We start from the raw sequence: 14,325 nt of genomic DNA, 5'->3' as shown, positions 1-14,325 counted from the left end.
GGCATCTCTGGCTAAATCACGCGGCGCAGTCTAGCGCTGCACCGAGGCGGCGAACATTAACCCTTGGTCGCGTCGAAGGCCAATTTTTGTCTGTGCAAGGTGGCAATTGACCGGAAGTTCCGGCCTCTTGACTTACCGTGGCTGCTCCACCGCCAGACGATCAAACGACGCGTTGCTACGGATGATAAAGCGCTTATCGGCACGAATCACAAAAAAAGCAGGGATTTTATGTTCTTGCGCGTAATTCCAGCCGCGCCGCGGGCCGAGAATCAACAGCAGTGAGGAGAGGCCGTCAGCCATCAGCGCCGAGGGATGAATGACCGTCACCGACGCCAGACTGTGGCTGATCGGCTTACCGGTCAAAGCATCGAGCGTATCGGAAATGCGCCACCCGTCATGATCGGCGTAACGACGATAGTCGCCCGACGTAGACACGGCGTAGCCCTTCAGTGGAAATACTTTTTGCGTGACATTGCCATCATCGAGTGGCGCGTCCAGCGTCACCCTCCAGGGCGAACCGTCGGGCTTGAGCCCGCTGACTTTCAGTTCACCCGTGGCTTGCACCAGATAATCGTGCAACCCCAGCTTTTCCATGCGCTCGCTGATGCGATCTACCGCATAACCGGCGGCAATACTGTTGAGGTCCACTTGCACAGCGGCGCTTTTGCACAACTGCTGCCCGACGACACGCAGACCGCGATAGCCCACCGTCGCCCGAGTGCGGGCCAACTGGCGCACCAGCGGCATTTGCTCAAACAGTGCATGAGCGCCCAGCCCCCACAGGTCCATCAGCGGCTTCACCGTCAGGTCGAACGCACCATCACTGTCCCGTGACAGCTGCTCGCCAACACCGATCAGTTTCAAAACCGGTTCGGGCATGGTCTGGCAGCTATTGGCAGGCAATGCATTGAAAAGCTCGATATCCGAGTCACTGCGCCAAAGCGACATCTGTTGATCGACTTCGGCCAGAATCGATTCGATCTGCGGGCGCACGACCTCAGGTTCAGGCTGCCCGGAAGCGCGCACGTATACCACTGAATAATGACTGCCCATGGCCGGCCCGCCAAAGCTTTCCAGCTTGCGTTCCTGACCGCAACCACCGCACCCCAGCAGCACCAGGTACACTGCAACCCTGCAAAACCCACGCAAACTGATGCCCCGCACTAAAAAAACCTTTCAGAGTGACTTGCCATCATTGGCAGGCAAGACAGAAACCTTCCGTAGCGGCCCGCTCGGACCAGGGCCGGGCTTCACCCATATGAGGCCGACCAAAGCATTGAGTGGTCAGTGTCGGGCTTATGGTTCCCATACGGCATGCCTGTTCATCCGGTTTCATCTGGTTGATAAGCCGTGCACGCATCGACCGGCCATGCCTGTCAAGCGTCTGTTAAGTAATAGCAAATCGCCGAAACGGTTGTCTTTGAGCCCTGTTACACATACTGTTACAAATGTGCATCGCCAGTCGCACACACGTAATGGCGATGTAAACGGGATAACAACGACAACGGACTCCAAGCCGACGAGCCTGAGCGAGTAACTAAATGGCCTCCACAACAAGTAAGGGCAAAGCGATCTTTCGCGTTGTCAGCGGTAACTTCCTCGAGATGTTCGATTTCATGGTCTACGGCTTTTACGCCACGGCCATTGCCAAGACATTTTTCCCCTCCGACAGCGCATTCGCTTCGTTGATGCTGTCGCTGGCGACCTTCGGCGCAGGCTTCCTGATGCGCCCCTTGGGCGCGATCTTTCTCGGTGCCTATATCGACCGTCACGGACGTCGCAAGGGCCTGATTATCACCCTCGCGATGATGGCAATGGGCACTTTGCTGATTGCCTGTGTGCCGGGCTACGCCACTCTGGGCGTTGTTGCACCGCTGCTGGTGCTGCTCGGTCGCCTGCTGCAAGGCTTCTCGGCTGGCGTCGAGCTGGGTGGTGTTTCGGTGTACCTCGCTGAAATCTCGACACCGGGTCGCAAAGGCTTCTTCGTCAGTTGGCAGTCCGCCAGCCAACAGGCTGCCGTGGTATTCGCCGGTTTGCTGGGCGTTGGTCTGAACCACTGGCTGAGCCCGGAGCAAATGGGCGAATGGGGCTGGCGCGTGCCGTTCCTGATCGGCTGCCTGATTGTGCCGGCGATATTCATCATCCGCCGTTCGCTGGAAGAGTCCCCGGAGTTCGAAGCCCGTACCCATCGCCCAACGCTCCGTGAAGTGGTGCGCTCCATCAGCCAGAACTTCGGCCTGGTGCTGGGCGGCATGGCATTGGTGGTGATGACCACCGTGTCGTTCTACCTGATCACCGCCTACACTCCGACCTTCGGCAAGAACGAACTGAACCTGACCGACCTGGAAAGCCTGCTGGTGACGGTCTGCGTGGGTGTGTCCAACTTCATCTGGCTGCCGATCATGGGTTCGTTCTCCGATCGCATCGGCCGCAAGCCGCTGTTGATTGCAGCGACCGTGCTGGCCATCGCCACCGCCTACCCTGCGCTGTCGTGGTTGGTAGAGCACCCAAGCTTCAGCCACCTGCTGATGGTCGAGCTGTGGTTCTCGTTCCTGTACGGTTCCTACAACGGCGCAATGGTCGTGGCGCTGACCGAGATCATGCCGGTCGAAGTCCGCACCACCGGCTTCTCGCTGGCCTACAGCCTGGCGACCGCAACCTTTGGTGGCTTCACCCCGGCGGCCTGTACTTACCTGATTCACGAATTGGGTAACAAGGCAGCGCCCGGTATCTGGCTGACGGGTGCCGCTGTGCTGGGTCTGGTTGCTACGCTGGTGCTGTTCCGCAAAGGCGGGCAGAAGCTGGAAGCGCCCGGAGCACCTGCAACCGCCTGATTCATCGCTTGATCGATCAGATAGCTGTAACGGCTAAAAGCAAAAACCCCGGCACGAGTTGATCTCGGCCGGGGTTTTGCTTTTTCAGACAGCGCGCCTCCAGGGTCGAAAGCCAAGCCAGAGCAACACCCCGGGCAATTGCAACGCAATCATTAAACCCAGCGACCACTGATAGGACTCAAGCGGATGACCGGCACCCTGCGCAACCGGCCACAGGTTGAGCACCACTCCCATCAGCCACTGGAGGAAGAACGCGAGCACAAACACCACCAGATTGAAGGAAGAGCTGACCCTGCCCGCCAGCTCCGGTGCAACCGATTGCGCCACAATGGCGTAGTTCATGGTGGTCGACGTGCCGAAGAAGCTGAAGCCCATCGCAACAATATAGGGTGACACCGGTAGACCACTGGCCATCAGCATCTGGAAGCCGATGAAGATCACCATCCCTGCACCACAGACCATGATCGACTGTACACCGAACCTGCGCAGATAATCAGTGATCGTGCCGAACGTCAGAGACCCTGCCACCATCGCGATGGCGCCGAACAGCAGTACATTGGCCATGCCTGAATCGCTCAGCCCGGCCATGTCACGCAACCACGGTCCCATCCACAGCGACAGTACCGACATGTAGATGGCGTGCGAAAACACGGAATACAACGCCAGACGCCAGAACGTCCAGGAAGAGTAAAGTTTGCCGACTGCGGCAAACATATCGCTGTAGCGGGTGTTTCTGGTCTCGTAGGCTTTGGGAACACTGAGGTGTATGACCACGGCCACACAAAAGGTCAGCAGCGCCAGCATCAGAAACGCTTCTCGCCAGGTCGGCCAGCTCAGCAACGCATGCAAAGGCGTGGTCGACGCCATCGCGCCCAGCCCGCCAATCGACAGCAGGCAGGCAGTACTCAGTGGCAAACGCTCGACCGGCAACCAGATGGCACATGCCTTGATCGCACTCATCAGCGAACCCGCAACGCCCATACCAATCAGACCCCGCCCGATCAACAACCCTGTCTCGGTGCTGGAAATACTGAAGATGACCGAACCGGCGACTGCAAACAACAGCATCGGCGCCTGCACGCTGCGCGGGCCGTAACGATCAAGCATGACGCCAAGGGGAATCTGTGCGGCAGCGAAGGTCAGAAAATACACGCCAGTCAACAACCCCAGGCTGCTCGCAGGCAAACTCAGGTCGGCCTGCAGATCGACATAGATCACCGCATTGACGGTACGAAACAGGTAGGAAACGAAATGCCCCAGACCAAAGGGGATGAAGATCGTCAGAAACAGCAGGAAGAAGCTGCTTTTGAGGGGGTGTTGCGATCCGTCCATGGCCGAACTGCTCATCCTTGGCTACTCCGTCATCCACAAGGGCTGTGCCTGACAGGTTCTCATGACACGCAACAAAACAAAACGGGCGAAGCCTGCATGTGCGCAGGGTTCGGCCCGCTTATTTGCTGCCCGGTCAGACCGGGCAGTTCAAAAGTTCAACATTTACTGCGGAAAGGCAGGCGGATTGACGTCTGCCATGTCTTCCATCACGCGAACAACCTGGTGGCTGTAGCCAAACTCGTTGTCGTACCAGACGTACAGCACAACGCGGTTATCGTTGACAATGGTGGCTTCGGCATCCACAACACCGGCGTGACGCGAGCCGACGAAGTCAGTGGACACCACTTCCTGCGAGTTCACAAAGTCGATCTGCTTGTGCAGGTCCGAGTGCAGCGCCATGTAGCGCAGGTACTCGTTCATTTCTTCGCGGGTGGTCGGCTTCTCGAGGTTGAGGTTGAGAATGGCCATGGACACGTTCGGCGTTGGAACGCGGATCGCGTTACCGGTCAGCTTGCCGGCCAGTTCAGGCAGTGCCTTGGCAGCAGCGGTGGCGGCACCGGTTTCGGTGATCACCATGTTCAACGCAGCGCTGCGACCACGACGGTCGCCCTTGTGGAAGTTGTCGATCAGGTTCTGGTCGTTGGTGTACGAGTGAACCGTTTCAACGTGACCGTTGGTGATGCCGAACTTGTCGTTGACAGCCTTGAGCACCGGCACGATGGCGTTGGTGGTGCAGGATGCCGCGGACACGATTTTGTCATCCGCAGTGATTTCACCGTGGTTGATACCATGCACGATGTTCTTCAGCTTGCCTTTGCCCGGCGCGGTCAATACAACGCGGTCGACGCCAGGGCAGGCCAGATGCTGACCCAGACCGTCGGCATCACGCCATACACCGGTGTTGTCCACCAGCAGAGCGTCCTTGATACCGTATTGGGTGTAATCCACCTCGGACGGGTTCTTGGCGTAGATGACCTGAATCAGGTTGCCGTTGGCAGTGATGGTGCTGTTGGCTTCATCAATGGTGATGGTGCCATCGAACGGACCATGTACCGAGTCACGACGCAGCAGGCTGGCACGCTTGACCAGATCGTTTTCCGCGCCTTTGCGGACCACGATGGCACGCAGACGCAGACCGTCGCCACCGCCCGTCTTCTCGATCAGAATCCGCGCCAGCAGGCGACCGATACGACCGAAACCATAAAGCACGACATCGGTGCCCTTGCGCGGGCTGGTGCCCTGCTGACCCACTACACTGGCCAGCTCTTCACGTACGAACTGCTCGGGCGTGCGGCCGTTGCCTTCAGTCTTGAACTTCACGGCCAGCTTGCCCAGGTCCACCGAAGCGGCACCCAGTTTGAGCTCGCTCATCGCTTTTACAAGCGGGAACGTCTCGTGTACGGACAACTCAACCGCATCGGACTGACGATGACGCGCAAAGCGGTGAGCTTTGAGAATCGCGATGACTGAACGGTTGATCAGGCTGCGGCCATAGATCGAACTCACCACATTATTATTGCGGTAGAGCTGACCGATGAGCGGGATCATCGCTTCGGCGAGAGCTTCACGATCGATCCATTCACCAAGACACTGGTCGGGCTTCTGAGTCACGGGAACCTTCCACATGTAGGGGCTGAAAAAAGGGGCTACATTATGACCGCGCCTTTGTTCATGAGCAATGCGCGACTGTCATATCGATGGGCACTACATAATTTTCGCCCGTAAATACGCGGTAACACTCTGGAAAACTGACAGCCACCACCTTCCCCCGTTACAATCGCCGCCCCTGTTGCAACGCCTGGAGCCCGACCTTCCCGTGCCAGTTCTGCGTCTACCGCATCTTTCTGCCGCTGCAGGCAAACAACACTGGGGCAATCTTCCCGGTGCCGCACTGAGCCTGGCCATTGCCGAGGCCGCCAGCGCAGCCAAGCGCTTTACCCTGCTACTGACCACCGACAGCCAGAGCGCCGAGCGGCTGGAGCAGGAGCTGAAGTTTTTCGCGCCCACGCTGCCGGTTCTGCACTTCCCGGACTGGGAAACCCTGCCCTACGACCTGTTTTCGCCGCACCAGGACATCATTTCCCAGCGCATCGCCAGCCTTTATCGCCTGCCGGAGCTGGAGCATGGCGTTTTGGTAGTACCGATCACGACCGCCCTACACAGACTCGCGCCGACCAAATTCCTGCTCGGCAGCAGCCTGGTGCTGGATGTCGGCCAGAAGCTTGATGTGGAAGCCATGCGCACGCGCCTGGAAGCCAGCGGCTATCGCTACGTGGATACGGTTTACGAGCACGGCGAGTTCACTGTGCGCGGCGCATTGATCGACCTGTTCCCGATGGGCAGCAAGCTGCCGTTCCGTATTGACCTGTTCGACGATGAAATCGAAACCCTGCGCACCTTCGATCCGGACACGCAGCGTTCCATCGACAAGGTCGAGTCGGTGCGCTTGTTGCCTGCTCGTGAGTTCCCGCTACAAAAAGAAGAAGTCACGCGCTTCAAGGCACGCTTTCGCGAGCGTTTCGATGTGGACTTCCGGCGCAGCCCGATTTTCCAGGACTTGAGCAGCGGCATCACGCCTGCCGGTATCGAGTACTACATTCCATTGTTCTTCGAAGAAACCTCGACGCTGTTCGATTATCTGCCGCAGGACACTCAGGTGTTTTCCCTGCCGGGTATCGAGCAGGCCGCAGAAAATTTCTGGAACGACGTGCGCAACCGCTATGAAGAACGCCGCGTCGACCCTGCACGGCCACTGCTGCCGCCGGCCGAGCTGTTCCTGCCGGTGGAAGACTGCTTTGCACGCTTGAAAAACTGGCCGCGCGTGGTGGCCAGCCAGCAGGATGTCGATGTCGATGCCGGAGCCGGACGCGAACGCTTCCCGGCCCAGACCCTGCCGGATCTGTCCATTGAAGCCAAGGCGAGTCAGCCATTGGCGGCATTGTCGACATTTCTTGATGACTTCCCCGGTCGCGTGCTGTTTACCGCCGAGTCCGCCGGTCGCCGTGAAGTGCTGCTGGAACTGCTTGAACGCCTGAAACTGCGGCCGAAAACGGTCGACAGCTGGCAGGACTTCGTCGATGGCAAGGACAGGCTGGCAATCACCATCGCCCCGCTGGACGACGGCCTGCTGCTGGAGCAACCGGCACTGGCGCTGGTCGCTGAAAGCCCGCTGTTCGGCCAGCGGGTCATGCAGCGCCGCCGTCGCGAAAAGCGCACCGATGGCGGCAATAACGACGCCGTCATCAAAAACCTTACCGAACTGCGTGAAGGCGCGCCGGTGGTGCACATCGACCATGGCGTTGGCCGCTATCTGGGGCTGGCGACACTGGAAGTCGAAAATCAGGTCGCCGAATTCCTGATGCTGGCCTACGCCGAGGATGCCAAGCTGTACGTCCCGGTCGCCAACATGCACCTGATTGCCCGCTACACCGGCAGCGACGACGAGAGCGCGCCACTGCACCGCCTGGGCTCGGAAACCTGGCAGAAAGCCAAGCGCAAGGCGGCTGAACAGGTTCGCGACGTAGCTGCCGAACTGCTGGATATATACGCACGCCGGGCAGCCCGTGAGGGTTATGCCTTCGCCGACCCGAAAGCCGACTACGCCACTTTCAGCGCGGGCTTCCCGTTCGAAGAAACGCCGGATCAGCAGACCACCATCGAGGCCGTGCGCGCCGACATGCTGGCACCCAAACCGATGGATCGCCTGGTGTGTGGCGACGTGGGCTTCGGCAAGACCGAAGTGGCCATGCGCGCCGCCTTCATTGCCGTGCACGGCGGGCGTCAGGTGGCCATTCTGGTGCCGACCACCCTGCTCGCCCAGCAGCACTACAACAGCTTCCGCGACCGTTTCGCAGACTGGCCGGTGACGGTCGAAGTGATGAGCCGCTTCAAGTCGGCAAAGGAAGTCAGCGCCGCCGTTGCCGATCTGGCCGAGGGCAAGATCGACATCGTCATCGGTACGCACAAGCTGTTGCAGGATGACGTCAAGATCAAGAATCTCGGCCTAGTGATCATTGACGAAGAACACCGCTTCGGTGTCCGCCAGAAAGAACAGCTCAAGGCACTGCGCAGCGAGGTCGACATTCTGACCCTCACCGCAACGCCGATTCCGCGAACCCTGAACATGGCCGTGTCGGGCATGCGTGATCTGTCGATCATCGCCACGCCACCGGCGCGCAGGCTGTCGGTACGCACCTTCGTCATGGAGCAGAACAAGCCGACCATCAAGGAAGCCCTGCTGCGCGAGTTGCTGCGCGGCGGCCAGGTCTACTACCTGCACAACGACGTCAAAACCATCGAGAAATGCGCGGCGGATCTGGCCGAACTGGTGCCGGAAGCCCGTATCGGCATCGGCCACGGGCAGATGCGCGAGCGCGAACTCGAACAGGTGATGAGCGATTTCTACCACAAGCGCTTCAATGTGCTGATTGCCTCGACCATCATCGAGACCGGCATCGACGTGCCGAGCGCCAACACCATCATCATCGAGCGTGCCGACAAGTTCGGCCTGGCCCAGCTGCACCAGTTGCGCGGCCGCGTCGGGCGTAGTCACCACCAGGCCTATGCCTACCTGCTGACCCCGCCGCGCAAGCAAATCACCCCCGACGCGGAAAAGCGTCTGGAGGCGATTGCCAATACCCAGGACCTGGGCGCGGGCTTCGTGCTCGCCACCAATGACCTAGAGATCCGAGGCGCAGGCGAACTGCTCGGGGACGGCCAGAGCGGTCAGATCCAGGCCGTGGGTTTTACCCTGTACATGGAAATGCTCGAGCGCGCGGTCAAGTCGATTCGCAAGGGCGAACAGCCCAATCTCGATCAACCGTTGGGCGGCGGACCGGAAATCAACCTGCGTGTACCGGCATTGATCCCCGAAGCCTACCTGCCGGATGTACACACCCGCCTGATTCTCTACAAACGCATCGCCAACGCGGCAGACGAAGAGGCGTTGAAAGACTTGCAGGTAGAAATGATCGACCGCTTCGGCCTGTTGCCGGAGCCGACCAAGAACCTGGTGCGCATCACGCTGCTCAAACTGCACGCTGAACAGCTGGGTATCAAGAAAATCGACGGCGGCCCGCAAGGTGGACGCATCGAATTCGCGACCGAGACTCCAGTTGATCCGCTGACCCTGATCAAGCTGATCCAGAGCCAGCCCAACCGTTACAAGTTCGAAGGTGCCACGCTGTTCAAATTCCTGGTGCCCATGGAGCGCCCGGAAGAGCGTTTCAATACCATCGAAGCGCTGCTTGAGCGCCTGACCCCGAAAACTGCTTGAAGGATTCACGCATGCGTCTGTTTCGTTCATTGATCCTGCTGCTGACGCTGATCGCGCCGACCGCGTTCGCCGACGGCTTGTATCAGGTCGAGATTCTGCTGTTTCGCCAGAACGGCGAACCCGCCTCGACCCGTCAGCTTGTCCCGGAAAACTGGGACAAGGACGCGCAGAAGATCGCCGCGAACGATGAACGAAGCCCCGCCCTCAATGATCTGGCCAGCAAACTGCAGGGCAGCGGCAACTACCAGGTGCTGATGCAGCGCGCCTGGCAGCAGAGCATCGGCACCGAGCCGGGCAAGGTTGCCGTCACCAGTGGTGACGAGCGGCTCGGGCACTTCCCGATCGAGGGCACCGTGAGTCTGGCGATGGCACGCTTTACCGATATTGATGCACAATTCTGGGTCAACCAGCTGGACCCGCATGGCGTGGTCATCAGCAGTGAACGATTGAAGCAGACCGCCAGGGTAAAAAACGGTGAGCTGACCTATCTGGACAATGGCAACCTCGCGTTGCTGATCAAAGTTTCTCCTCTTTGATCTTTACGTACGCAAGGGACGCGAAGGCGCCCCCTTTCTTTTGAGCATCGCTGCGGCGTAGGGCCTTTTAAAACTTGTCGTCCATTCTCGAAAAAGTCCTGGCCTCGGCCTGGACAGACTTATTCAACGATCGAACGCTTGAGCGAGGGCTTGACTACGCCCGGCAAAAACGCATCGTGCTGGAAGACTCCAGCCCGCAGATCATCCGTACCGCATGCCGCGGCTCGGGTCTGGAAATCTACACCCAGACCCTGCTGTTCAAGGACCCGGATCGCTACAAGAACTACCTGACCTGCAAATGCACCTGCCCGGTCCGCAACGACTGTAAGCACTGTGTGGCCGCGCTGCATTTTCTCCAGGACCCGCAGAACCGGCCGCTGCTGCAAGCCGCGCTGACTTCACACCAGCAGGAAATGGAAAAGCATATCGAGCAAAAGCCGAAGCTGCCGGAACGCCTGATCGATAACCTGCAACCGCGGCCAAGACTGATTCTGGCAAGCATCGAGTTCAGCGCCTACGAGCCACGCAACGGGCGCATGCAACGGCATATTCAGCACCGTGCCGCGTTGGCCTTCGCTTACGGCAAGCATTACGCGGTCGGCACCACCAACGTCAGTATTCTGGTCAGTTCGCTGGGCAGCGACCTGGTGAATCAGAAAAGCGACATCATCGAGCACACCGACACCGAAACCCTGCGCATCCGTCGTCAGGGCGAACGGGAGCGGCAGTTGCGTCAGGAACTGGCCGACCTGGGCTTCAAGGTCGCCACCCGGCAGAGCAAGGCCTTGCCCGACAGCGCTGGCGACATGTACGAACTGCCCAACGACAAGGCCTGGCTGCATTTCGTCCTCGACGACCTGCCACGCCTGCGCGAGCAAGGCTGGGAAATCGACATTCAGGACGAGTTCGGCTTCGACGTTACCCCCGTGGAAGACTGGTATGCCGTCATTGATGAAGAGAACGAGCGCGACTGGTTCGACCTGGAACTGGGCATCATCGTCAACGGCGAACGCCTGAGCCTGCTGCCGATCCTGATCAACCTGATCCGCAGCCATCCCGAACTGATGAGCCCCTCGGCCGTGGCCAAGCGCGGCGACGAAGAACAACTGCTGGTGCAGCTCAACCACTTCACCCAGAGCGGCGGCAGCCCGGTACAGATCGCCCTGCCCTACGGCCGACTCAAGCCGGTACTGGCGACGCTGGGCGACTTCTACTGGCGTCAGGAGGGCAACAACGCGCTGCGCATGAGCAAGGCCGATGCAGCACGCCTGACCCAGCTAGAAGACCTGCCGCTGACCTGGCAGGGTGGCGACCGTCTGCGCCACTTCGCCGAACGCCTGATCAACATCAAGGACGCGCCGGTCAGCCTGCCCGATGGTCTTAACGCCACACTGCGCCCTTATCAGCTGGAAGGCCTGAGCTGGATGCAGTCCTTGCGCGAGCTGGAAGTCGGCGGCGTGCTGGCTGATGACATGGGGCTGGGCAAAACGCTGCAGACCCTGGCTCACCTGTTGATGGAAAAACAGGCCGGACGCCTCGACCGCCCCGCACTGGCCGTCATGCCCACCAGCCTGATTCCCAACTGGCTGGACGAGTCCGAGCACTTCACCCCGGACCTCAAGGTACTGGCCCTGTATGGCGCCAATCGTCATCAGGACGCTGGCAACCTGCAGGATTACGACCTGATCCTGACCACTTACGCATTGCTGCCTAGAGATCTGGAACTGCTTGAGAAACAGCCCTTCCACGTGCTGATTCTCGATGAAGCGCAGTACATCAAGAACCCGAACAGCAAGGCCGCCCAGGCCGCACGCAACCTCAACGCACGTCAGCGCCTGTGCCTGAGCGGTACGCCACTGGAAAACCACCTGGGCGAGCTGTGGTCACTCTTCCACTTCCTGATGCCCGGCTGGCTGGGCAACAGCAAGGAATTCAATAGCAATTACCGCACAGCCATCGAAAAGCATGGCAACCAGGACCGCTTGCATCACCTCAATGCGCGCATCAAGCCGTTCCTGCTGCGTCGCACCAAGGAACAGGTCGCGACCGAACTGCCACCCAAGACCGAGATCATCCACTGGGTAGACCTCAACGACGCGCAGCGCGATGTGTACGAAACCGTGCGCCTGGCGATGGATAAAAAGGTCAGGGACGAAATCACCCGCAAAGGCGTGGCACGCAGCCAGATCATCATTCTCGAAGCGCTGCTCAAGCTGCGTCAGGTGTGCTGCGACCTGCGCCTGGTCAATCAGGACATGCCGGTCAACAGCAAACAAGGCACGTCAGGCAAGCTCAACAGCCTGATGGAGATGTTCGAAGAACTGCTGGCCGAAGGTCGCAAGATTCTGTTGTTCTCGCAGTTCACTTCGATGCTCAGCCTGATCGAGGAAGAGCTCAAGCAGCGCGGTATCGCCTACGCCCTGCTGACCGGATCGACCCGCGATCGCCGCACACCGATCCATGATTTCCAAAGCGGCAAGCTGCCGATCTTCCTGATCAGCCTGAAAGCTGGCGGCACCGGCCTCAACCTGACGGCCGCCGATACCGTGATCCACTATGACCCGTGGTGGAACCCGGCAGCGGAGAATCAAGCGACCGACCGTGCTTATCGTATCGGTCAGGACAAGCCGGTGTTCGTCTACAAGATGATCGCGCGCGGCACCGTGGAAGAGAAAATCCAGCGCCTGCAACGGGAAAAGTCAGCGCTGGCAGCCGGTGTGCTTGATGGCCGCACAACCGGCGACTGGAAACTGCGCGACGAAGACCTTCAGGCCCTGTTTGCCCCGCTTCCCGCAGCCCCGAAGAAAACCCGCAAGTAAACCCGTCCGGCGCTATTCAACAGCAATATGCTGAAGGATCTGCGCCGTGGACAAGACCGTAGCGTATTCACCGTGCAGGTTGGCCAGCGACATCGCGTGCACGTCTTCGGCACTACGCGGCGTGCCGAAGAAGTCTGCTTGATCAAAGGTAAAGCAGGCGTCATGCGCGACCATCACGTTAAAGCCAAGATTGCCTCCACTGCGCGCGGTGGACTCGACGGAATTGTTGGTGATCACGCCGACAATCACCACCTGCCCGATCCCGTCCGAGCGTAACCACATCTCCAGAAACGACCCGCAAAACGCGTCAGGCACCTGCTTGCTCAACTCCCGCTCATCGGCGTGCGGCAAGAACGCTGGCTGGTACTCGACCCCCGACTGCTCCGGCCAGAACACTGATTCGGGTGACGTCGAGAAATGCCGGACATGAATCACCGGCCGCCCGGATTGTCGCCAGGCACTCAGCAGCGCGCCGATATTCGCCTCGGCTTGCGGATTGTTACGCCGCCCCAGCTTGGGATGATTGATGCCCTGCTGCATGTCGATCAGGATCAGCGCGCTGTTGCCTTGAGTATCCATGATGAATCAGTCCGAACTTTTGGTTCAGCAAGACTATCGCAATCAAGGTCTATTCTGGTCGCAATCGTCGACAGGCTCAGGCTTGTCCGAGACCCGCCCCTCAAGGAGAACATCGTGATCGAACACCTTAAACTCGCTGGCAAAGTAGCGCTCGTGCAGGGCGGCTCCCGAGGCATCGGTGCAGCCATTGTCCAGCGACTGGCCAAAGAAGGCGCCGCCGTGGCGTTTACCTACGTCAGCTCCGAGGTCAACGCTTTGGAGATTCAAGACAGCATCGTCGCCAATGGCGGTCGGGCACTGGCCATTCGCGCAGACAGCGCCGATGAGAAAGCCATTCGCCAGGCCGTGCAGACCACCGCTGAAACCCTTGGCAGGCTGGACATTCTGGTCAACAACGCCGGCATTCTGGCGATCGCACCACTTAACGACTTCAAGATGCAGGACTTCGACAAAACTCTGGCGATCAACGTGCGCAGTGTGTTTATCGCCAGCCAGGAAGCCGCCCGGCACATGGAAGAAGGCGGCCGCATCATCAACATTGGCAGCACCAACGCCGACCGCATGCCTTTTGCAGGCGGAGCAACCTACGCCATGAGCAAATCGGCGCTGATTGGCCTCACCAAAGGCATGGCCCGCGACCTCGGCCCGCAGGGCATCACCGTCAACAACGTCCAGCCCGGCCCGGTGGACACCGACATGAACCCGGCACAGGGCGAATTCGCCGAAACCCTGAAAGCACTGATGGCCCTGCCCCGCTACGGCACAAGCGAAGAAATCGCCAGCTTCGTTGCCTACCTGGCAGGCCCGGAAGCCGGCTACATAACCGGTGCCAGCCTGACCATCGATGGCGGCTTCAGCGCCTGAACTTCACGAGACGAGCGGCGCTGCGCCTCAGCGCCGCACCGCCTTCTCGGGCTTTTCAGTGGCGCATAAGCGTTTATTTGCTTAAC

Annotated in this window: 9 protein-coding genes; 5 read left to right on the top strand and 4 right to left on the bottom strand. The window is 59.6% G+C overall.

Annotation, left to right across the window (positions count from 1 at the left end):
* Window positions 1–132: 132 nt before the first annotated feature.
* Window positions 133–1,125, bottom strand: a complete 993-nt coding sequence (locus tag AC4ANE_RS10530; protein WP_010203820.1) for an FAD:protein FMN transferase — start codon at window positions 1,123–1,125, stop codon at window positions 133–135.
* Between the two features lie 416 nt (window positions 1,126–1,541).
* Here AC4ANE_RS10530 and AC4ANE_RS10525 point away from each other — a divergent pair, with 416 nt between their 5' ends.
* Window positions 1,542–2,834 (top strand): MFS transporter, encoded by a 1,293-nt coding sequence (locus AC4ANE_RS10525; protein ID WP_002552884.1) that lies wholly within the window; start codon window positions 1,542–1,544, stop codon window positions 2,832–2,834.
* 84 nt (window positions 2,835–2,918) lie between these two features.
* On the opposite strand, the gene AC4ANE_RS10520 is transcribed toward AC4ANE_RS10525, so the two are convergent.
* Window positions 2,919–4,181 carry an MFS transporter gene (locus AC4ANE_RS10520; protein WP_002552883.1) on the bottom strand — a complete coding sequence of 421 codons (1,263 nt, stop codon included), beginning with the start codon at window positions 4,179–4,181 and terminating at the stop codon, window positions 2,919–2,921.
* Between the two features lie 147 nt (window positions 4,182–4,328).
* Complete coding sequence (locus AC4ANE_RS10515) at window positions 4,329–5,792, bottom strand: glyceraldehyde-3-phosphate dehydrogenase (RefSeq protein WP_005734450.1); 1,464 nt, start codon at window positions 5,790–5,792, stop codon at window positions 4,329–4,331.
* A 190-nt stretch (window positions 5,793–5,982) separates the two neighbouring features.
* On the opposite strand from AC4ANE_RS10515, the gene mfd reads away from it, so the two are divergent.
* The 3 genes from mfd to AC4ANE_RS10500 all read left to right on the top strand — a co-directional run bounded on the left by mfd (window position 5,983) and on the right by AC4ANE_RS10500 (window position 12,796).
* On the top strand, window positions 5,983–9,441 hold the full coding sequence (mfd, locus tag AC4ANE_RS10510; RefSeq protein ID WP_031596112.1) for a transcription-repair coupling factor: 3,459 nt from the start codon (window positions 5,983–5,985) through the stop codon (window positions 9,439–9,441).
* Window positions 9,442–9,452: 11 nt separating this feature from the next.
* Complete coding sequence (locus AC4ANE_RS10505; protein ID WP_002552880.1) at window positions 9,453–9,977, top strand: CsiV family protein; 525 nt, start codon at window positions 9,453–9,455, stop codon at window positions 9,975–9,977.
* Between the two features lie 74 nt (window positions 9,978–10,051).
* The gene (locus AC4ANE_RS10500; RefSeq protein ID WP_460408881.1) at window positions 10,052–12,796 is read left to right on the top strand and encodes a DEAD/DEAH box helicase; all 2,745 of its coding nucleotides are present in this window, start codon (window positions 10,052–10,054) and stop codon (window positions 12,794–12,796) included.
* A gap of 12 nt (window positions 12,797–12,808) precedes the next feature.
* Here the strand turns inward: AC4ANE_RS10500 and AC4ANE_RS10495 are convergent, their stop codons facing one another.
* On the bottom strand, window positions 12,809–13,375 hold the full coding sequence (locus AC4ANE_RS10495; protein ID WP_002552878.1) for a cysteine hydrolase family protein: 567 nt from the start codon (window positions 13,373–13,375) through the stop codon (window positions 12,809–12,811).
* A gap of 114 nt (window positions 13,376–13,489) precedes the next feature.
* Here AC4ANE_RS10495 and AC4ANE_RS10490 point away from each other — a divergent pair, with 114 nt between their 5' ends.
* The gene (locus AC4ANE_RS10490; RefSeq protein ID WP_002552877.1) at window positions 13,490–14,239 is read left to right on the top strand and encodes a 3-oxoacyl-ACP reductase family protein; all 750 of its coding nucleotides are present in this window, start codon (window positions 13,490–13,492) and stop codon (window positions 14,237–14,239) included.
* Window positions 14,240–14,325: the final 86 nt, after the last annotated feature.

The organism is Pseudomonas sp. Pme6b (assembly GCF_058129925.1).
This window is presented reverse-complemented; position numbering and strand designations above follow the sequence as displayed.